Source organism: Acinetobacter sp. CAU_H_78, assembly GCF_058599365.1.
Map to the genome: position 1 here is coordinate 2,345,422 of NZ_CM178652.1, position 19,677 is coordinate 2,365,098.

Below are 19,677 nucleotides of genomic sequence, written 5' to 3' on the forward strand. Positions count from 1 at the left end.
TTTTTTATGTATGATAAAAACAGTCTATTACAAGATCAGGGTTCTGCATGCATCTTCTTCCTCCTTCACAGTACATTTTCCCCAATCCTGAAGAAGCGGATCTTGAGGGCGAAGGCCTGATTTGTATCGGTGCAGACCTCTCCCTTTCTACTTTGTATGAGGCCTATACCCATGGTCTCTTCCCTTGGTTTTCTGAAGGTGATCCGATCTGCTGGTGGAGTCCGGAACCACGCTGCATTATTCGACCAGAGGATTATCATCCCAGCAAATCCCTGCTTCGCAGTATGAAAAAACGGGATTATAAAATTACGGTGAATCATGCTTTTGAAAGAGTCATCCGTTCCTGCTCATTGCCTCGCGCTTACGCAGATGAGACCTGGATTAGTGAAGAGATCATTCAAGGTTATTGCGATTTGTTCGACGCAGGCTATGGCTATAGTATTGAGGTTTGGGATGAAGATCGCGTAGTAGGTGGACTTTACGGGGTGACCATTGGTAAAGGCTGTTTCGGTGAATCCATGTTCAGTACCCAAACCGATGTTTCTAAAATGGCTTTTTATACCCTGATGCTGATTGGCAGAGAAAATCAGTTGCCCTGGATTGACTGTCAATTGGTGAATGATCACTTGATGAGTCTAGGTGCCTGTACAATTTCTCGCCATACATATCTTAAATCGTTACAAGATGTGATAAAACAGCCTGCGATCAATTGGAAAAAGTATCAAGACGGTGTATTTTCAAGTAAAACAATAGCGCAGTCTGCGCGATTAAGTGAATGAAAATAACAGAGGGCACTTGTTATGAACTCTTATCAACCACAGTCCCTACTGAACGATTTACAGTATTATATTACGCCGCCGCATGACTGTAGCTATCTGCTCAACAAGTCCGCGCGCATGGTTTTTCTTGATCCAGCGCACCGTATTGATGTAGTGACGCTGTCCGAGCTTTCTCGTACCGGTTTCCGTCGTAGTGGTGATTTTGTCTATCGGCCTGAATGCCACCTGTGCCGTCAATGTTTATCTTCACGTATTCCTGTTCATGAATTCCAAATGAACAGCTCGCAAAAAAAAGCCTGGAAACGTAATCAGGATTTGACGGTTAAAATTACCCATCCTGAACAGGCCACAGATATACATTACGCCCTCTACGAACGTTATATTAATGAACGCCATGCAGATGGTGATATGTACCCACCTAGCCGTGACCAGTTCGAAAAGTTTTTACTACAAAGCTGTACCGATAGTTTCTTTCTGGAATTATGGAAAGATGACCGTCTGATCAGCGTATCGACTTGTGACCTGCTCGATGATGGCGTTTCAGCGGTGTATACTTTCTTTGATCCTGATGAGAACCGCCGTTCCCTGGGTGCCTTTGCGATTCTGAAACAGATTGAGCACACTCAAAAACTTGGTTTGCAGTTTGTGTATCTGGGCTACTGGGTTCCACATTCAGCCAAAATGAACTACAAGTCTCAATACCTGCCACTTGAATTATTAATTGACGGGCAGTGGCGCCGATTAAACCGCACCCTTACTCCGGTGGAGATTGAACATCTGGGAAACTCCTTGATGACGACCTTGCCTAGCGGATGGAATAATCCCATCATCAAGTAAGTTAGTCGTCAAATAAGAGCTGGAATATTATTTAAACAGGCTGGCAAAATCATCAGTACAGGACTTCACCATAATAATGGCATGTTCCCGAGTGCCATTCGAATTCGGATAATAGTTCTTGCGCAGATCAATCTGATGAAAACCGGTTTTTTCATACAGTTTAATTGCAGCAGTATTGCTTTCCCGTACTTCCAGAAAGATTTGTACTGGACTATTTTTCAATAATGCAATTGAGGCATCTAGCAACTGATAACCTAAACCTTTGCCCTGTTGCGCAGGATCAATTGCCATCAGTAATAAATTGGCTTCATCCAACACCGGCTGTAAAATGCAGAACCCTACGACTTGCCCTGCTTGTTCAATCACAGTGCTTTGATAAGCAGTAACAGCATCTTCAAATTGTTTAAAGGTCCAGGGATGGGATTGTACTTTGGTTTCAATCTTGGCAACGGCTGGTACATCCGCAGCTTGCATCAAACGAATCATCTTCGTTCATCTTATCTAGAATTAACCTCCGCATTATAGAAACTTTATTTAAAAAATCGAGCAAAAAAAAGAGCAACTTAGGTTGCTCTTCAGTCTTTTAATCTAGTTTTAAATTAAAGGCCCAGTTTTTGTTTCCAGCTTTGTAATAAGCTATGGGTGTCATGATCATTTGGATGAAAACCAGGTTTAAAGTACATCAGCATTTCTTTACCCATACCGGTAATAATTCCTTTAGATGGGCTATAACCATAAGTATAAATTTCTTTTAAAGCTCCAAGACTTAACTGACGGTCTTCTTTCAATAAACGCAATACAAAGTAGCTTTGTACAAAGAATAGGGTGACCATTGCAGCGACTAATGAAGTGGTACGCAGCAGATAAGATTTTAAGCCTTTACCGAAAACACCTTCGAATACATCATAGGCCACGGCCTTGTGTTCATTCTCTTCAATTGCATGCCAGAGCCACATGGTTTTCATGGTGTCATCTTTCATCAGTTCCTGAATATGATGATTGGTCAGTAACTGAGATGCAATGGTCGCAGTAAAATGTTCTAGTGCAGTCGTCGCAGTGAGGTCCACCATTTCCTGGGTAATACCGACTGGCTTACCGACTGCCGCAAAGATTTTGCGTGCAGTTTGAATGACTCGGTCAGTATAACGATCTAGCGTATCAACATCATGACCATGACGTTGCGCTGAAGCATTAAAACCCACATGTTCCTGGGTATGCATGGCTTCCTGACCAATAAAGGCAGAAATTTCCTTTTGCAACGCCTCATTATCTTTAATGGCTGGATGCTGACGTACAGCACGAACAGAATCAATAAAGAATTTTTCGCCTGCCGGGAATAGTGCAGAGAGTGCAGTCATAAAGTGAGTCAGTCCTGCTGAACCATTCATCCAGTATTCTGACACTTGATCAAAATCAAAACTCATACGACGTACCGGAAAACTTGCGCCTGCACGATTGGTAATTTTCACTTGAGCATTCATACACTTACTCCCCTCAGTTCTATATAGAGCTGAAATCTAATTATTAAAATTCTTATAGTTATATTACTGCGTTGAATTTTTCACATAAGTGCAGATAAGGTCAGTGAAATATCACTTAAGGACAGCTTATAAATATATTGTTAGACAATTTAAATATGCTTGAAAATGAGTAAGTTGAATTTACAGATATAAAAAAAGCGTCCCAAAGGGACGCTTTTTTCACACAATCAGCGATTATGCAGTTACTTTAGCAACTACACCAGCACCAACTGTACGACCACCTTCACGGATCGCAAAACGTAGACCTGGGTCCATTGCGATTGGGTGGATTAGTTCTACTGACATTTCTACGTTGTCACCAGGCATAACCATTTCAACGCCTTCTTTCAAAGAAATCGCGCCAGTTACGTCAGTTGTACGGAAGTAGAACTGTGGACGGTAACCATTCAGGAATGGAGTGTGACGACCACCTTCGTCTTTAGAAAGTACATATACTTCTGCATCGAATTTAGTGTGCGGTTTGATAGAACCTGGTTTAGCAAGTACTTGACCACGTTGTACGTCTTCACGTTTAGTACCACGAAGCAAGATACCACAGTTCTCACCAGCACGGCCTTCGTCAAGAAGTTTACGGAACATTTCAACGCCAGTTACAGTAGTCTTAACTGTGTCTTTGATACCCACGATTTCAACTTCTTCACCAACTTTGATGACACCAGTTTCAACACGGCCAGTTACTACTGTACCACGACCAGAAATTGAGAATACGTCTTCGATTGGCATCAAGAATGCTTGGTCGATTGCACGTTCTGGTTCTGGGATGTAAGAGTCAAGCGCTTCAACAAGTGCTACTACAGCTGGTTCGCCGTATTGACCAGCTTCACCGTTAAGTGCAGCAAGTGCTGAACCACGGATTACAGGAGTGTCATCACCTGGGAAGTCGTAAGTAGAAAGAAGTTCACGAACTTCCATTTCAACCAGTTCAAGAAGCTCTTCGTCGTCTACAAGGTCGCATTTGTTCAAGAATACAACGATGTAAGGTACACCTACCTGACGAGAAAGCAGGATGTGTTCACGAGTTTGTGGCATTGGACCGTCAGTCGCAGCACATACAAGGATCGCGCCGTCCATCTGAGCAGCACCAGTAATCATGTTTTTAACATAATCGGCGTGGCCCGGGCAGTCTACGTGAGCGTAGTGACGAGTTGGAGAATCGTATTCTACGTGTGAAGTATTAATTGTAATACCACGTGCTTTTTCTTCTGGTGCAGAGTCGATTGCAGCGTAGTCTTTCGCTTCACCACCGAATGTTTTAGCACATACAGTTGCAATCGCAGCTGTTAAAGTTGTTTTACCATGGTCAACGTGACCGATTGTGCCCACGTTAACGTGTGGCTTATTACGTTCGAACTTAGCCTTAGCCATGAGATCTTCCTTTTTAAACTGCCTGTAGGGGGTGAGCCCTACAAGCGATTTTGGTTTTTAACTATGAATTAGTTTGGGCTTATAGTAATCGAAAGATTACTCGTCGTCACCTTTTTTACCGCCAGACTGGAATTTAGCGATAATGCCTTCAGCCACGTTACGTGGAGTTTCAGCGTACTTAGCGAACTCCATAGAGTAAGTCGCACGACCTTGAGACATAGAACGCATATGAGTTGCGTAACCAAACATCTCAGAAAGTGGAACTTCTGCACGAATCGCTTTAGTACCGCCAGGTAAATCGTCCATACCTTGAACAAGACCACGACGACGGTTTAAGTCACCCATGATATCGCCCATGTAGTCTTCTGGAGTTTCTACTTCAACTTTCATGATAGGCTCAAGCAAGATAGGATCTGCTTTCATGAAACCATCACGGAAGGCATAAGAACCTGCCATTTTGAACGATAATTCGTCAGAGTCGACATCATGGTAAGAACCGTCGAACAATGTCGCTTTGATGCCAACTACTGGATAACCAGCAAGGACACCATTCTTCATACGTTCTTGGATACCTTTGTCTACAGCACCAAAGAATTCTTTAGGTACTACACCACCAACAACTTCTTCAGCGAACTCGTAGTCTTTACCAGTTTCAGGGTCAAGCGGCTCTAAACGTACGTATACGTGACCGAATTTACCTTTACCACCAGTTTGACGAACGAATTTACCTTCTTGCTCAACAGATTTCTTGATCGTTTCGCGGTAAGCAACCATTGGTTTACCAATGTTCGCTTCAACGTTGAACTCACGCTTCATACGGTCAACGATGATGTCAAGGTGAAGCTCACCCATACCAGCAATAATTGTTTGACCAGATTCTTCGTCAGTACGTACACGGAACGATGGATCTTCTTTCGCCAAACGACCTAAAGCAACTGACATTTTTTCTTGGTCAGCTTTAGTTTTAGGTTCAACTGCAAGTGCAATTACTGGCTCTGGGAATTCCATACGCTCAAGTGTAATGATGTTGTTTTCATCACAAAGCGTATCACCAGTTGTCGTATCTTTAAGACCTACACACGCTGCGATGTCACCTGCACGAATTTCTTCGATGTCATGACGGTCATTTGCGTGCATCTGTACGATACGGCCAACACGTTCACGTTTCATTTTTACTGGGTTATAACACGGGCTACCCGCTTTAAGAACACCAGAGTAAACACGTACGAATGTCAAGTTACCTACGAATTTGTCGTTCATGATTTTGAACGCAAGCGCAGAGAACGGAGCATCGTCAGACGCTTCACGAGAACCTTCAGTTTCGTCTTTGTCGTCTAAGATACCTTTAATTGCTTCAACGTCAGTTGGCGCTGGCAAGAACTCAATAACAGCATCCAACATACGTTGAACACCTTTGTTTTTGAACGCTGAACCACAAAGCATTGGTTGAATTTCATTCAACAATGTACGTGCACGCAGACCAGAAACGATTTCTTCTTTAGTCAACTCGCCTTCTTCAAGGTACTTGTCCATGAGTTCTTCTGATGCTTCCGCAGCAGCTTCAACCATGTTAGTACGCCATTCGTTAGCTAGCTCAACTAAGTCAGCAGGGATTTCACCATATTCGAACTTCATACCTTGAGACGCTTCGTCCCAGATAATCGATTTCATTTCGATTAGGTCAACAACACCTTGGAAGTTTTCTTCAGCGCCAACTGGAATCACGATTGGCACAGGGTTACCGCCAAGACGTGTTTTTACTTGTTCCACAGCACGGAAGAAGTTCGCGCCAGTACGGTCCATTTTGTTTACGAACGCAATACGAGGCACTTTATATTTGTTTGCTTGACGCCATACAGTTTCAGACTGAGGTTGTACACCACCTACAGCACAGTAAACCATACATGCACCGTCAAGAACACGCATAGAACGCTCAACTTCGATCGTGAAGTCAACGTGTCCCGGGGTGTCAATAACGTTAATACGGTGTTGGTCGAACTGGTTAGCCATACCTTTCCAGAAGCATGTTACTGCTGCTGAAGTAATGGTAATACCACGTTCTTGCTCTTGTTCCATCCAGTCAGTTGTTGCTGAACCTTCGTGAGTTTCACCTAGTTTATGGCTCTCACCTGTGTAGAACAAAATACGTTCAGAAGTCGTTGTTTTACCAGCATCGATGTGCGCGGAAATACCGATGTTACGGTAACGAGAAATTGGGGTTTGACGTGCCATGATTTCTAGCATTCCTAAATTTTGTTGTTTAAAACAGGACGCTTTAAGTTGCTAGCAACTTAAAGCGTTTTGATGACGATTGGATGAAACCCATATCATCACCGTCCTGATAAGGGCCTGTTTTATGTGCTTAGAAACGGTAGTGAGAGAAGGCTTTGTTGGCTTCAGCCATACGGTGCACATCTTCACGTTTTTTAACCGCTGCGCCTTTACCTTCAGCTGCATCAAGCAACTCGCCAGCAAGACGTAAAGCCATAGTTTTTTCAGAACGCTTAGCAGCAGCATCTACTAACCAACGCATAGCTAGGGCAGTACGACGGGATGGGCGTACTTCCATAGGTACCTGGTATGTAGCACCACCAACACGGCGTGCTTTTACTTCGACCATTGGACGAACTTTTTCAAGAGTAGCCTCAAAAAATTCAACTGGGTCTACTTTAGATTTTTCTTGAACGCGGTCCAAAGCACCGTAAACGATACTTTCAGCAATAGATTTTTTACCATCTTGCATTACGTGGTTCATGAATTTAGCGATTGTTTGGCTGCTGAACTTAGGATCCGGAAGGATTTCACGAGCAGCGACTACGCGACGTCTTGGCATTTTAAAACTACCTATAAATATGACACTTCAGGTTTATCCAGCATGAGTACAAAGTGTCATGTACATTCGCTGGCCTTACTACACGTCGCTTGAATTTCACAAAATAAATGCAGAAATCAGACAAGCGAGACGATAAAGGATTGCAGTTCTACGAACTAAGAAATTAATCTCGAAAGATCAATTATTTCTTAGGACGTTTAGTACCGTATTTAGAACGAGACTGGTTACGATCTTTAACACCAGCACAGTCTAAAGAACCACGAACGGTATGGTAACGTACACCTGGTAAATCTTTAACACGACCACCACGGATAAGAACAACACTGTGCTCTTGTAGGTTATGGCCTTCACCACCGATGTAGCTTGATACTTCAAAACCAGAAGTTAAGCGAACACGGCAAACTTTACGCATTGCTGAGTTAGGTTTTTTAGGTGTAGTTGTGTAAACACGTGTACAAACACCACGACGTTGTGGACAAGCCTTCAACGCAGGAACTTTAGATTTTTCAACTAAAGTCGTACGACCCTTACGGATCAACTGATTTGTTGTTGCCATGTGGCAATTCTCCCGTTAATAAAAAGCCCCAAAAACATACTACTTTTTGAGGGCATGCAATTGTATGTCAAGATGCAAAATCGGTCAATATGCCGGAGTCAGGCAAAACACGATCGCATCTCGACTTTAAGCGTTTATTTTATGGTGAAAATCATTCATTTTTTCGATTTCGTGGCAGCATTTTTTGTAACATCTTCCGTAGTTTCCTCAGCTTGCGTTTGTTTGTCTGCAGTCTCGGAGTTTTCTGGATTGTTTGTATCCGTCTCTTCTTCAGCGGCTGCCTGTAACATTTCTGTGTCATTTTCCTGCAAGCCGAGCTCTTCTTCTAGGGCTGCATCTGCATCAAAAGAATCTTTTGGAATAGCCGGTTTTTGTTCCTGTCTAGCGTCAGCATGTTCAACCAGTTTATCGGTCAGTTCATCCAGACCTTCGCTGACCTTTTCATCTTTTTTCACTTCAGCTTCTTCCGGACTCAAGCTTTCCTGATCTTTCTTGACCAGTTTGACCTGCTTGATGGTTTGATTGCCTTCAATTGGGATTTCTTTATCCAGAATTGGCTTATCTTTATCAGCGGCTGAATGGTCAAGATTTTCCATCAGCTTCGGTGCCGCCTGCTGGAGCAGATCAACTGCTTTTTCATAGGCAGCATATGGTGACAAGTCTAGATCTTGATGTTGTTGCAGATACTGACGGGCATGCGAGAATACTTCTTGAGCTTTCTGGTTCACGTCATTCACAAAGCGATGACTATAGACTGCGCCAATCCCTGCACTCGCCAATGGAGTCAGTTTGGTTAGCTGCTCTAATAAAGACAGTTTCGGGAAATGGTTCATCCATTCCCACTTCATGCTACCATCCTGATTGCTGAGCCATTTTTTCAGTGTTTCCACATCATTGCTTGATCCAAGCATAGTCTGCAACTGGGAAAGGTCATGTGTTTTCAAAGTACTGCTCAGCGCTTTAAGCCCCATCAACAGCGCCTGTTTTTCTGCAATCAGACTGAGATCAATCTGTCTAAAGATATGCTGTACAATTTCCTGATCGTCTTCCTTGCTCAGGTCAAAACCATAAGAACGTCCCACTTGATAGATGGTACGCAGTGCCATCAGTAAAGAAGCTGGAATATCAATCGCAGTTCCCAATACCCCAGTGACACCACTTACAGCGCCTTGTACCGTCGCCATCCATTTATTTTGTTCAGCAAATGCCTGAGAAATGCGTTGAGAACGCGTAGTGTCCTGAGTTAATTCTTCCAAATCCTTCGCCCCTGCTTCATTCAGGATGGCATCAACCGAACTCATCTGGTTGCTGAACTGATTCAGGTGATTATAAAAGTAGTCAGATACTTTGTCGGCCAGCTGGGGAGAAACAAAATGCGCGACATTATTCACGGTATTAAAACGACGGCCCAGCAGCTGACGGGAAACATTTGGAAGATGTTCGCGTAGCATGTCTTTGGGATTTTCATATTTTTTTGAAGCAAAAGGGCTTTTGACTTTTGCCGAGCCATCAACAGCATGATCGGTATTGAAGGTTTTAGTCACAGAATCGGGTGCAACATGATTTAACAGTTCCAAACCTGTTGAACTGAACTTTTTCGCCACTCCAAAGGCATTCGAAATCAGACCATTAGATTGTTTATTATTAGCATTTACCATTTTTACCTCAGCATGCACGTGCTTGTATTTGGTATAAATACTAGGTGTAGTCAGCATTTATCTCAACCTTATTCTGTTTCATTTAGTAAAAGCTCTACACAGTACTTTATAAACTCAACCTACTGTCACACGGCATAACATTTGCCATAAGATTTCAAAAATCTTTCTGCTATGATGTTCTGCATTGTGAAATAGGGGTTAGCGCTATATTTTGCTGTCTTATCAATGCCGAGTATCTCCCGCTGCCCCAGAGATAAACTATAAGGATCTGTAGATGAAACGTGTTGTCATCACTGGTATGGGTATTAACTCGTGCATTGGTAATACATTAGAGGATGTGAATCACTCTTTACAAAACGGGATTTCAGGAACACGTTTTAATCCGACTTATGCTGAACTGAATTTCAAGAGTCATGTTAGCGCTGCTGCTGAACAGGATTTTGATGGTATTGACCGTAAGCTGAAACGCTTTATGGGCGTGTGTGCAATGTATGCCTACAATGCTGCTGTTGCAGCCGTTGAGCATGCAGGTTTAAAACAGGAAGATCTGGCGAATAATCCACGTTATGGTATTGCCGGTGGTTCAGGTGGCAACTCGACAGCTTCTGTAGTAGAAATGACAAAATTGCTGGAAGAAAAAGGCGCACGCAAAGTTGGTCCATTCTTCGTACCACGCAACATGTCGAATACCATTACAGCAAACGTCGGTGTCGCATTTAAATTACAAGGGATTGCACACTCGATTACTAGCGCTTGTGCAACTTCTGCCGATGCCATTGGTTATGCTTATAATCTGATCCAACTGGGTAAACAGGATTTAATGCTTGCCGGTGGTGGTGAAGAAGATCACTGGTCTCAAAGCCTGCTATTTGATGCGATGGGTGCACTGTGCTCTAAATACAACGACACACCTGAAACAGCTTCTCGTCCATATTCAGCAGACCGTGACGGTTTCGTGATTGCTGGCGGTGGCGGTTTCGTGGTGCTTGAGTCTCTAGAACATGCTCAGGCACGTGGCGCGAATATTCTGGCTGAAGTTGTGGCTTATGCAGCTAACTCTGATGGTGCTGACATGGTTGCTCCATCTGGCGAAGGGGCAACACGTTGTATCCTGATGGCTCTAGAAGAAGCCAAACAGCATGGTGTAGATAAAATTGACTATGTGAATACACATGGTACTTCTACTCCAGCAGGTGATGTTACTGAACTTAAAGCTATGGCACGTGCCTTCGGTGAAGGTCAGGTTCCTCCACTCAGCTCGACTAAATCTATGACAGGTCACAGCCTGGGTGCTGCAGGTGTTCAGGAAGCGATCTACTCTATCCTGATGATGCAAAATGACTTTATTGCACCAAACATCAATGTGACTGAACTGGATGAAGGCGCAAAACCATTTGATATCGTACTTGAAAAACGTGACGCAAAATTGAATACTGTGATGAGTAACAGTTTCGGTTTCGGCGGCGTAAATGCTTGTCTCGTTTTCAAAAAATGGGAAGGCTAAGCCGCCCATTTTAGGGTGACTTGATGGATGCTCCTTCTGATGCTTTCTTGTGGGTAAAAGCATTACATATTATTGCTGTGGTTTGCTGGTTTGCTGCATTGTTCTATCTGCCACGGCTTTATGTCTACCATGCCATGAGCGAAGATGTCGTAAGTCATCAACGCTTTGAAATTATGGAACGCAAGCTGTATCGCGGGATTATGTGGCCAGCTATGGTCGCCACGCTGATCACAGCACACTTTCTGGTCGATTGGGGTGATGCAACGCGTCATTACCATGAAGCCTTATGGTTCTATCTGAAAGTCGGCTTGGTTGGCTTGCTAGTCATTTACCATTTGGTATGTGGTTATTACCGCAAGAAACTGATGGAAAATGCCCATTACAAGTCACACAAGTTCTGGCGCTTCTTTAATGAAATGCCAACGCTGATTTTATTTGCTGTGGTGATTTTAGTGGTTGTAAAACCTACTTTCTAAGATTCCCTAAAATTAAAAAATCCCCGATTGATCGGGGATTTTTTATGTCTTGTATTTTAAATTTTTACACAGCTATCCTGTTTCAGATTCAGCTCAGGCAATTTCAGTTTGCGCAATGTCAACTTCCTACACAACTTATCCTTTTATTAGAAGGTAATATTAGCTTTATTTTTAAACAATTTTAAATATAATATTTTAAAAATCAAAATTATATAAAAATGAAATCAGACTCATTTACACAACAAAAGGAGCTTAATCTGGAAGTTTCAGAGCGGATTCTTTTTCAGGGATACCCCAAACAGATCGGAGGGATCAGTCTAATAATATTTATGGCTATTATTGTCGTCTGTTTTCTACCTTCGGGCGGTTTAGCTTGGCAAGTCATCCATGCCTTTTTCTTTTTACTGATCTATTGCTACTTCCTTACATATCGACTCACTATCACAACACACAGAATTATTCTGCATTATCCATTTGGTATGTTAACTCAATATGTTAAGCAGCAAGATTTAGCCAAAGCACCTTATCTCATTCGACCATCATTAAATGGCAACCTACTCAGGAAATGGCTAAGACTGCAAAATAAAGATCTGTTTCCTCATGATGCCTCGATAAAATTTGTAGAACATCCTTATACAAATTCCACGCTACTGACTCGATTAAATGTACTTTTCCCACTTATGTTTAATCGCCAAGATCAGGAGCAAATTAGCCAAGCGTTACAGCAATATTGGAAATTTGATCCACAATACATTGCTTATGAATCTTTGTATGGAACCAGTGCAGAACAGGAACGCCTGCGCAATGACATTGGTCAAAGTCCGCTTTATCTTCTAATCTTAGCGATCACTCTTGGCATAGGTAGTTTCTTTGTACCTTTTAGAGGTGTGCATTTTGGTATCGAGTCCTACCTTGGCTTAGTCCCTGCTGGGATATTGGCATTTTTAATATGCTATGTCGTAATCCGTAGAGAAAATAAAAAATATCCATTCGCAACGGCGCTGGTCAGTAGCCTTTTGCTCGGTGCAAGTTTTTATAGCATAGGGTTACACCTTAATCGTTGGTATAGCGAATCACAACCGAGCAATCCTCAAACTTACATACTAAAGCTCACGGAAACCGGCAACCGTTACCAGACATGGCAACTCACGCCCGAACTTCAAGAAAAAACGGGATTGGATGAAATTTATATCAATGAAAAATGGGCAGGCTTCAATCGCAATTTAAAGCTTGGGCAATCTTACCCTGTCAGCATTTATGAGGGACATTTTAAAGATTATTGGATTCAAGAAGATGCTTTTAAACAACTAAAACTCGCACAGGAGTCTCAACCTTGATGACACCTGAACATAACATTCAGCATGCTGTTTGCACGAATAAAGACGACAAAATAATTTTTGAATATCAATTATTAGCGCAAGTAAAACGCGATTACCAACATTCAAAAATCAATGCAATTGCACTCCATCAAAATACCTACAAGGCTCTCTTTTTTATCTTGATTGCACTCGTAGCATATGGAAAAGATCAGCTTATACTGGGAATTCCAGTCAAATATTACGGTTACTGCATTCTTACGCTAGCTGTATTACAAGGGCTTTATTCAGAATGGGTTGATCGTAAAATCAAACGAAAAATACAAGCTAAAATCAATCAATTTGCTTATTTTTCAACAACAGGCACAATCAAAAAAATTATCTCCCATCGCCCCAAAGACAATATTATTGAGTTTGAAATTGAATATCTCAATCCAAAATCTCAAATTCAAACGCGTATTTTTAAGCATTTTTACCAGACTGATACTTATAACCCAAATGATTTTAAGGATCGTGAAAATAGCATTGATACTTTAATCAATGCACCTGTAACACTCTATTTATCTGCCGAATCAGAAACTCTCATTCAGCTATATTTAACAAACTCAGCAGAATCACATGTGTATTTTAAAAAAGGGCGCTTTTTTCAAAATAAAAACCGTTGGTGGTATTTCCATCGTGGGCCACTGCTCAGCCCTGTGTTTTTACATCCTGATGATCTGCGAAAACTTTATCTCCACTATTCAACGCAAGATCAAAATTGGCACTATATCTTTCAAGGTGAAATTTTTGAAAATGTCACCTTACGTAATCATATTCTCAATATTAGTGATTTTGAACTTGCGCTCTCACATACTTTACCTTCTTTCGATCATATACAGTATCAAGCAATTAAAGCCAGCCACCCTGAACAGCCTCAATTGATCTGGGAACATACAAATCCACTGACCTATATAGAAAAAAAGAATTACGCAAAAAACTTGCGATCAAATTAAGTCTCTATGCGACTGTACTGAGTATATTCACTGCTACGATAATCCTGTCCACCACACCATTTAAAGTGCTAGATGATATTTTCCTTAATATTATGGTTGGAACACTCAGTACTGCACTTATTGGACTTGCGTTAATCTATTGGTTTTATGCGCTTTGTCGACGTAAGCATTATTTAGCAGCGGATAAACAAGTTGCGCTTTTTCAAATTCAACCTTGTAAAAAGGGAGTACATCAATGAATGCTCCATTACGCCCACATATTAAAAAATTACTCAGTGAAGATCGACAAAAATTATTTAAAAAACAGATTGCTCAATTATGTAATCCATCATTTGTATTGCGTTATAAGCGTTATATTGAAAAACCTCTTGAAAAATTCATCTCTGGTATTTTTCCAGCCCTCATATTTGTATTAATAGCAATTCAATTTGGTTTTATTTCAAAGCAAACTTATTATGATTTTCGGTGGTTGTGGAGCATTTTCATGATCATAGCGATCAGCATGGTAGCTGTAAATTTAATAATCTGGTTCACTCAAAATTACAAAACATCCCCATACAACCAAGAACTCGAAAAAGCGGAATATTTGATCACGCATGGCTTTATACGCAAGGTTGAGAAAAGCTCAAAAAATGATGCCATTGAACTGCGTATTGAATATTTAAATTTAGATAAAGAACTCGTTTCCAAAACCTTTGTCATTCGACCGGTTCAACTGTTGTACTATAAGAATGAAGCTAATGTGCTTTTATCTAACTTTGTATACTTACCCAAATTTCATCAGATCGAATTATTGATTGGACAACAGGTTGAACTGTGTTTATTACCAACTTCTCATTTCTTGGTACAGATTCGCCTTATTGATCCTGAAGCGACATGTACTGACATCTGGCAACCTAAATTACATAAAAGAGCAGTATTTTGGCATCCACACACCTCTGGTATTCCACATCATCAAGCTCCCTATGCACTTGCGAATGTCCAATCGATCCAAGCACTAAAAACAGTAACGGGCTTTGAACTAAAGTTTGAGTGTATGGAGCAAAATGATTTTTGTATTCCAAATGATCTCGGCAATTTCAAAGACATTGAACTTCAAATCCAATCCTTCTTTAAAGGCTTTGACCAATCTACTTATGACCTTTTTAAACAACATCCTGATGCTCATCCAGTTCAACTTTGGCAAACACCCCAGTCCATTAGTACAAGCATTCAAAAGAAAGAACAGGATGGTCAGCTTCAACTGTCCACAGCCTTACTGTTTTTCATTCTACTTATTATTTTCTTTATTATTTGCCAATATTCGATTGGTTGGGGCGTATTTTGCTTTATGTTCAGTTTGGCATTTTTACTGCGTTGGTATTTCTATCAGCAAAAGAAAATCGGCTTTTATAATGGTCAGTATTTCATTCTCAATCAAATAACAAAAACAAATACATAAACAACAGCAGGTCAATTATGCAGAACTTTTCATCCGCAGAAATTAAAACAGCCTCAACACCTGAAGCTCAAAAATTATATTCAGATGCTGTGAAAAACTTTAAAAAATTGCATGGCCCAAAGCTTAAGCTTCATCAAAAAATAAAAGCTCGCTTTCATTGGATTTTTGCTATTGGCGCGATTTATCTTGTATGGAATTCTAATAATCCACAACTGACTATTTCTGTACTTTTTCTTGGGCTGTTTACATTAAATGAAATAGAGGGTTTGTATCTATGGCTATATGCTCGAAAAACACGAAAACAATATTCCGACCAATACCTCAAGACATTTGGCAAGATCACCAAAGTTTCAAAATATGATCCCAAATTAAAGCAGCTTAATATTGAACTTAAATTTTATGATTTAAAAAATGAAACCCATAAAAAGACTTTTAATATTCGCTATCCCGATTTCTTAATTTTACAACCCATAGAAGTTAAACCTAAACAACTTGTAGGTCAATCAGTTGAAGTGTGCCTTACACCTGATTTAGCTCTTATTTTACAAATACGTGCTTATCATCCCAACCCTGACGAATTGCCAATTTTCACCCATAATTTCCACAAACACCCACTGTGGCAACGGCATGAAAATTATCTACTGCACCCAAGTTATTTTTATCCAGAATCCATGTTATCGATTCATTTTATCCGCAATGAATACGCTGGAAATTTTCAGCTTGTCTTTCAAGATTTGAATCAGGATTTTAGTGTTAGCACAGCATCACCAAGTTTAGAGCAGATCGAAAATTATATTTTTGCCTCATATTCGGATTTTTTTATGAAGCATGATGCCTTACAGCCCGCTTATAGTGAATACCGACAACTTAAGTTTAGCAATGAGCCAATAAAAATCGAATTGTGGAAAAATCAGACTAAACCAATGTCAAATCAGGAAATTCAAGTCGTTGTAAAACAAAAAAAGAAACGTGTATTGGTATGGATAATCCCGTGTTTGCTCATCATCCTTTTATCATCTTTGTTTGTTTCGCCAGTAGCAAGGCTTGCATTATTTATTCTATGTATTTATACCTGTTTAATTTATTTCGAATATACATCCAATCAAAGTAAATTTTATCAGCGCTGTGTTCCTCAACTTTAATTATCTGAATGATGATTTGGCTTTTTTAGAAAATAGAGGAAGGATGATTCACAAATTATTCTGCTTACAATAAAAAAATCCCCGATTGATCGGGGATTTTTTATGTCTGTACTTTATTCTCCGGAGAGAAGTTGCTGACGTTTACGAAGACGTGGTTTATACAAAGTGTGATAGGTGGCGAACAGAATTACTAACCACAGCGGACTAATCATCAGTGCTTTCATGGTATCTACTTCGAGACTTAAAATAACCAAGGCAAAGAACAAGAAGATCAGCACCAGATAGGACATCCAGATTCCGCCCGGCATCTTGAAGGTCGAAGTGGCATGTTTTTCAGGTTGCTGTTTACGGTAACGGATATAACACACCATAATCAGCCCCCAGATACTGATAAACAGAATCACACAGAGTGAACTGGCCAGCGTAAAGGCTTCCATCGTGTTCGGCACAAAATACTGGAAAGCCGCACCTGCCATAATAAAGGCACAGGAAAATAACAGACCTTTAGCCGGAACTGCACGACTTGAAAGCTCAGCCAAAGCCTGAGGTGCCTGACCATCACGTGCCAAACCAAACAGCATCCGGCTGGTAGAGAACACGCCACTATTCATGGAGGACATCACAGAAGACAGTACCACCAGATTCATGATAATGGCTGACACCGGAATACCCGCATGCAGAAACAGTGTTACAAAAGGACTTTGATCAGCAGGAATTTCTACCCACGGTGTTACAGACATAATGACCAGCAGAGACAACACATAGAACAGGATGATCCGTGTAGGAATCGCATTCACTGCTTTAGGCAAGTTCTTTTCAGGATCCTTGGTTTCAGCCGCCATCGTACCCAGCAGTTCTACACCGACGAAAGCAAACATCGCAATCTGGAAGCCAGCCAGAAAGCCCATTGTGCCCTTAGGGAACATACCATCATAGGCCCAGACATTGGTCAGGCTGGCAGCCGATCCACCTGGTGCCTGGAAGTCGCTGAAGATCATATATCCACCAATCGCAATCAGGCCTAAAATCGCCAGAATTTTAATCAGTGCAAACCAGAACTCGATTTCACCAAACAGCTTAACGGTCAGCAGGTTAATTCCCAGTACCAGCAGTACACAGCCAGCACTGATCATGGCCTGCCCCATGGGTGTAAAAGCCATATCGGGTGGCAGCCAGAAATTCAGATAATTGATAATTGCCGCTAAGTCGGCAATACCGACCAGAATCCAGCCCAGCCAGTACGACCAGCCAATATAATAGCCAGCCCCCGGACCAATCAGGTCATGCGCCATATCAATGAAGGATTTGTAGTGCAGATTGGACAGTAAAATTTCCCCTAATGCACGCATTAGGAAAAAGAACATGGCTCCAATAATCATGTAGATAAATAAGATTGAAGGCCCTGCCAGTGCAATCGTTTTACCAGAACCCATAAACAGGCCTGTACCAATGGCACCACCAATGGCAATTAACTGCAAATGGCGATTAGAGAGCTTACGCTGTAATTCATGGGGAGATGATGATGCATCATCTTTGGAGGAGGCTGTATTCATATTCGGTTCCTTTTTCCCATCAGGCCCTCGCTCATCTGATCGGATTTCTTCCTGAAATCCTGATTGCAGATACAGTTTCATTTAATGAATTAAATGATCAGGCCTGATGTGCTTACAAAATCAAGTTGGGAGATATAAAAATCTGAAGCAACTTAAGGGAGGGCTGCAATCACTGCAATTTCAATTAACCAGGCGGGATTTACCAGATCCGCCTGAATGGTTGCGCGTGCTGGTGTGCCATATCCCTCGAGCCATTCAATCCAGAGTGCATTGACGGTTTGAAAGTCTTCCAGGTTTTTAACAAAGAGCTGTGCAGATAACAGACGGCTTTTGTCTGTACCTGCCAGTTTAAGGAGTTGATCAATCTTCAAGAGCACTTCACGCGTTTGACCACGAATATCCAGACTGGTGCTGTCTGGCACCTGCCCTGATAAATACACGGTTTGATTATGAATGGTGACAGCACTCATGACCTGATTGCTGTTCAAACGCTGAATATCTGCATGTTCCGTCATAATTTTATCCTCTCTTATTTCTAATATTTGTTTAATCTTTAGCTTTCAATGTGCATAGGCACACGTTGGGTGATGGCACACATCAGCTCATAGCCAACCGTACCCGAACCCGCGGCCACTTCATCAATCGGCAATACTGTGCCGTGTATGGATTGTCCCCACAGCACAACTTCGCTACCAATCTGCGCATCCGGGACAGAAGCTAGATCAACCGCCAGCATATCCATACTGATGCGACCGATCGTTTGGGTTCGAATCCCATCTACCAAAACTGGTGTTCCAGTTTGTGTGATTCGCTGATAACCATCCGCATAACCACAGGCCACAATTCCAATCTGCATATCTTGCTCAACTATAAAAGTAGAGCCATAACCAATGCTGTCTCCTGCCCGAACCTGCTGAATCGCGATCAGTTCGCTACGCAGACTCATGGTCGGTTTTAAGTTCCAGTGATCAATCGTATGGGTAGGATAGTCAGGTGAGCTGCCGTAAAGCATGATGCCGCTACGTACAATGTCTGACTGTATATGCTGATGATGACGCAGAATGGCAGCACTATTACTGAGTGAAGTTTTGCCCGGCAGATTTTGAATGGTTTCGGTAAAGACCAGCTGTTGATGTTCAATACCTTCCTGTCCAAGGCGCATGCCATCCGCATCGGAAAAATGTGTCATATGACTGATGGAGCATACTTGCTTAATATTTTTTAATTCCTGAAAAGCGACACGATACTGCTCAGGTAAAAAACCGAGCCGGTTCATTCCGCTATTCATTTTTAAAAAGACATCAAACTGTACGTCTGGTTGTAATTGGACAAAGGTTTTTAACCATTCCAGTTGATGCTGGGCATGAATTGCAAAACTTATCTCATACTTGGCGCAGTCGAATAAATCTTCAAGGCCAAAAATGCCTTCCAGCAACAATAATGGTTTGTCACAGCCTAAGGCACGCAAACGCTTTCCTTCAATAAGATCCAGAAAGGCAAAACCATCGGCACTTTTTAATGCGGCATAAACCCGCTCAATACCATGCCCATAAGCATCAGCTTTGACGATTGCAAAGACCTGGCTTTGAGGTGCGCAGGAACGTGCAACTTGCAGGTTATGTTGCAATGCCTGTTGATGAATCACCGCGCGTATTGGACGTGGCATAAATTTCTTCCCTGA

At 41.6% G+C, this 19,677-nt stretch carries 18 protein-coding genes; 8 read left to right on the plus strand and 10 right to left on the minus strand.

Annotated features, from left to right (window positions below; translation table 11 throughout):
* Positions 1-47 precede the first annotated feature (47 nt).
* Positions 48-779, plus strand: a complete 732-nt coding sequence (gene aat / locus AC4MCD_RS11170) for a leucyl/phenylalanyl-tRNA--protein transferase (protein ID WP_491876118.1) — start codon at positions 48-50, stop codon at positions 777-779.
* A 21-nt stretch (positions 780-800) separates the two neighbouring features.
* A complete protein-coding gene (locus AC4MCD_RS11175; protein ID WP_491876119.1) occupies positions 801-1,616 on the plus strand; it encodes an arginyltransferase in 816 nt (271 codons plus the stop codon).
* A 27-nt stretch (positions 1,617-1,643) separates the two neighbouring features.
* Here AC4MCD_RS11175 and rimI read toward each other — a convergent pair whose 3' ends face one another.
* The 7 genes from rimI to AC4MCD_RS11210 all read right to left on the minus strand — a co-directional run bounded on the left by rimI (position 1,644) and on the right by AC4MCD_RS11210 (position 9,569).
* Positions 1,644-2,102, minus strand: a complete 459-nt coding sequence (rimI, locus tag AC4MCD_RS11180) for a ribosomal protein S18-alanine N-acetyltransferase (protein ID WP_180002414.1) — start codon at positions 2,100-2,102, stop codon at positions 1,644-1,646.
* A 113-nt stretch (positions 2,103-2,215) separates the two neighbouring features.
* Positions 2,216-3,097: a metal-dependent hydrolase gene (locus tag AC4MCD_RS11185; RefSeq protein ID WP_419363072.1), complete on the minus strand. Its 882-nt coding sequence runs from the start codon at positions 3,095-3,097 to the stop codon at positions 2,216-2,218.
* Between the two features lie 234 nt (positions 3,098-3,331).
* Positions 3,332-4,522, minus strand: a complete 1,191-nt coding sequence (tuf, locus tag AC4MCD_RS11190; protein ID WP_491876120.1) for an elongation factor Tu — start codon at positions 4,520-4,522, stop codon at positions 3,332-3,334.
* Positions 4,523-4,618: 96 nt separating this feature from the next.
* The gene (gene fusA, locus AC4MCD_RS11195; protein WP_067728661.1) at positions 4,619-6,754 is read right to left on the minus strand and encodes an elongation factor G; all 2,136 of its coding nucleotides are present in this window, start codon (positions 6,752-6,754) and stop codon (positions 4,619-4,621) included.
* Positions 6,755-6,884: 130 nt separating this feature from the next.
* Positions 6,885-7,355, minus strand: a complete 471-nt coding sequence (rpsG, locus tag AC4MCD_RS11200; protein ID WP_067728659.1) for a 30S ribosomal protein S7 — start codon at positions 7,353-7,355, stop codon at positions 6,885-6,887.
* 181 nt (positions 7,356-7,536) lie between these two features.
* Positions 7,537-7,911 (minus strand): 30S ribosomal protein S12, encoded by a 375-nt coding sequence (gene rpsL / locus AC4MCD_RS11205; protein WP_002050319.1) that lies wholly within the window; start codon positions 7,909-7,911, stop codon positions 7,537-7,539.
* Positions 7,912-8,066: 155 nt separating this feature from the next.
* Positions 8,067-9,569, minus strand: coding sequence for an EcsC family protein (locus tag AC4MCD_RS11210; RefSeq protein ID WP_491876861.1), 1,503 nt, complete (start codon positions 9,567-9,569; stop codon positions 8,067-8,069).
* A 274-nt stretch (positions 9,570-9,843) separates the two neighbouring features.
* Between AC4MCD_RS11210 and AC4MCD_RS11215 the strand changes: the two genes are divergently transcribed.
* The 6 genes from AC4MCD_RS11215 to AC4MCD_RS11240 all read left to right on the plus strand — a co-directional run bounded on the left by AC4MCD_RS11215 (position 9,844) and on the right by AC4MCD_RS11240 (position 16,443).
* Positions 9,844-11,073, plus strand: a complete 1,230-nt coding sequence (locus tag AC4MCD_RS11215) for a beta-ketoacyl synthase N-terminal-like domain-containing protein (RefSeq protein ID WP_005234293.1) — start codon at positions 9,844-9,846, stop codon at positions 11,071-11,073.
* Between the two features lie 23 nt (positions 11,074-11,096).
* A complete protein-coding gene (locus AC4MCD_RS11220; protein ID WP_004783286.1) occupies positions 11,097-11,549 on the plus strand; it encodes a CopD family protein in 453 nt (150 codons plus the stop codon).
* A 218-nt stretch (positions 11,550-11,767) separates the two neighbouring features.
* Positions 11,768-12,886, plus strand: coding sequence for a hypothetical protein (locus AC4MCD_RS11225; RefSeq protein ID WP_491876121.1), 1,119 nt, complete (start codon positions 11,768-11,770; stop codon positions 12,884-12,886).
* Complete coding sequence (locus AC4MCD_RS11230; protein WP_491876122.1) at positions 12,886-13,860, plus strand: hypothetical protein; 975 nt, start codon at positions 12,886-12,888, stop codon at positions 13,858-13,860. The genes AC4MCD_RS11225 and AC4MCD_RS11230 overlap by 1 nt, the downstream gene beginning before the upstream one ends.
* A gap of 235 nt (positions 13,861-14,095) precedes the next feature.
* Positions 14,096-15,301: a hypothetical protein gene (locus tag AC4MCD_RS11235; protein ID WP_491876123.1), complete on the plus strand. Its 1,206-nt coding sequence runs from the start codon at positions 14,096-14,098 to the stop codon at positions 15,299-15,301.
* A gap of 17 nt (positions 15,302-15,318) precedes the next feature.
* On the plus strand, positions 15,319-16,443 hold the full coding sequence (locus AC4MCD_RS11240) for a hypothetical protein (RefSeq protein WP_491876124.1): 1,125 nt from the start codon (positions 15,319-15,321) through the stop codon (positions 16,441-16,443).
* A 113-nt stretch (positions 16,444-16,556) separates the two neighbouring features.
* On the opposite strand, the gene AC4MCD_RS11245 is transcribed toward AC4MCD_RS11240, so the two are convergent.
* From AC4MCD_RS11245 to alr, 3 genes are all read right to left on the minus strand, one after another.
* On the minus strand, positions 16,557-17,996 hold the full coding sequence (locus AC4MCD_RS11245) for an amino acid permease (protein ID WP_419365627.1): 1,440 nt from the start codon (positions 17,994-17,996) through the stop codon (positions 16,557-16,559).
* Between the two features lie 152 nt (positions 17,997-18,148).
* Positions 18,149-18,511: a RidA family protein gene (locus AC4MCD_RS11250; protein WP_419365628.1), complete on the minus strand. Its 363-nt coding sequence runs from the start codon at positions 18,509-18,511 to the stop codon at positions 18,149-18,151.
* Positions 18,512-18,549: 38 nt separating this feature from the next.
* A complete protein-coding gene (gene alr / locus AC4MCD_RS11255) occupies positions 18,550-19,662 on the minus strand; it encodes an alanine racemase (RefSeq protein ID WP_491876125.1) in 1,113 nt (370 codons plus the stop codon).
* Positions 19,663-19,677 lie beyond the last annotated feature (15 nt).

What these genes read in the sequence shown, in the direction of transcription:
- AC4MCD_RS11235 (WP_491876123.1), top strand. Translation starts at nt 14,096, where the DNA reads ATGAATGCTCCATTACGCCCACATATTAAAAAATTACTCAGTGAAGAT.
- AC4MCD_RS11185 (WP_419363072.1), bottom strand. Translation starts at nt 3,097, where the DNA reads ATGAATGCTCAAGTGAAAATTACCAATCGTGCAGGCGCAAGTTTTCCG.
- tuf (WP_491876120.1), bottom strand. Translation starts at nt 4,522, where the DNA reads ATGGCTAAGGCTAAGTTCGAACGTAATAAGCCACACGTTAACGTGGGC.
- AC4MCD_RS11245 (WP_419365627.1), bottom strand. Translation starts at nt 17,996, where the DNA reads ATGAATACAGCCTCCTCCAAAGATGATGCATCATCATCTCCCCATGAA.
- rpsL (WP_002050319.1), bottom strand. Translation starts at nt 7,911, where the DNA reads ATGGCAACAACAAATCAGTTGATCCGTAAGGGTCGTACGACTTTAGTT.
- rimI (WP_180002414.1), bottom strand. Translation starts at nt 2,102, where the DNA reads ATGATTCGTTTGATGCAAGCTGCGGATGTACCAGCCGTTGCCAAGATT.
- AC4MCD_RS11225 (WP_491876121.1), top strand. Translation starts at nt 11,768, where the DNA reads ATGAAATCAGACTCATTTACACAACAAAAGGAGCTTAATCTGGAAGTT.
- alr (WP_491876125.1), bottom strand. Translation starts at nt 19,662, where the DNA reads ATGCCACGTCCAATACGCGCGGTGATTCATCAACAGGCATTGCAACAT.
- AC4MCD_RS11230 (WP_491876122.1), top strand. Translation starts at nt 12,886, where the DNA reads ATGACACCTGAACATAACATTCAGCATGCTGTTTGCACGAATAAAGAC.
- AC4MCD_RS11215 (WP_005234293.1), top strand. Translation starts at nt 9,844, where the DNA reads ATGAAACGTGTTGTCATCACTGGTATGGGTATTAACTCGTGCATTGGT.
- AC4MCD_RS11210 (WP_491876861.1), bottom strand. Translation starts at nt 9,569, where the DNA reads ATGGTAAATGCTAATAATAAACAATCTAATGGTCTGATTTCGAATGCC.
- AC4MCD_RS11175 (WP_491876119.1), top strand. Translation starts at nt 801, where the DNA reads ATGAACTCTTATCAACCACAGTCCCTACTGAACGATTTACAGTATTAT.
- AC4MCD_RS11240 (WP_491876124.1), top strand. Translation starts at nt 15,319, where the DNA reads ATGCAGAACTTTTCATCCGCAGAAATTAAAACAGCCTCAACACCTGAA.
- aat (WP_491876118.1), top strand. Translation starts at nt 48, where the DNA reads ATGCATCTTCTTCCTCCTTCACAGTACATTTTCCCCAATCCTGAAGAA.
- AC4MCD_RS11220 (WP_004783286.1), top strand. Translation starts at nt 11,097, where the DNA reads ATGGATGCTCCTTCTGATGCTTTCTTGTGGGTAAAAGCATTACATATT.
- rpsG (WP_067728659.1), bottom strand. Translation starts at nt 7,355, where the DNA reads ATGCCAAGACGTCGCGTAGTCGCTGCTCGTGAAATCCTTCCGGATCCT.
- AC4MCD_RS11250 (WP_419365628.1), bottom strand. Translation starts at nt 18,511, where the DNA reads ATGACGGAACATGCAGATATTCAGCGTTTGAACAGCAATCAGGTCATG.
- fusA (WP_067728661.1), bottom strand. Translation starts at nt 6,754, where the DNA reads ATGGCACGTCAAACCCCAATTTCTCGTTACCGTAACATCGGTATTTCC.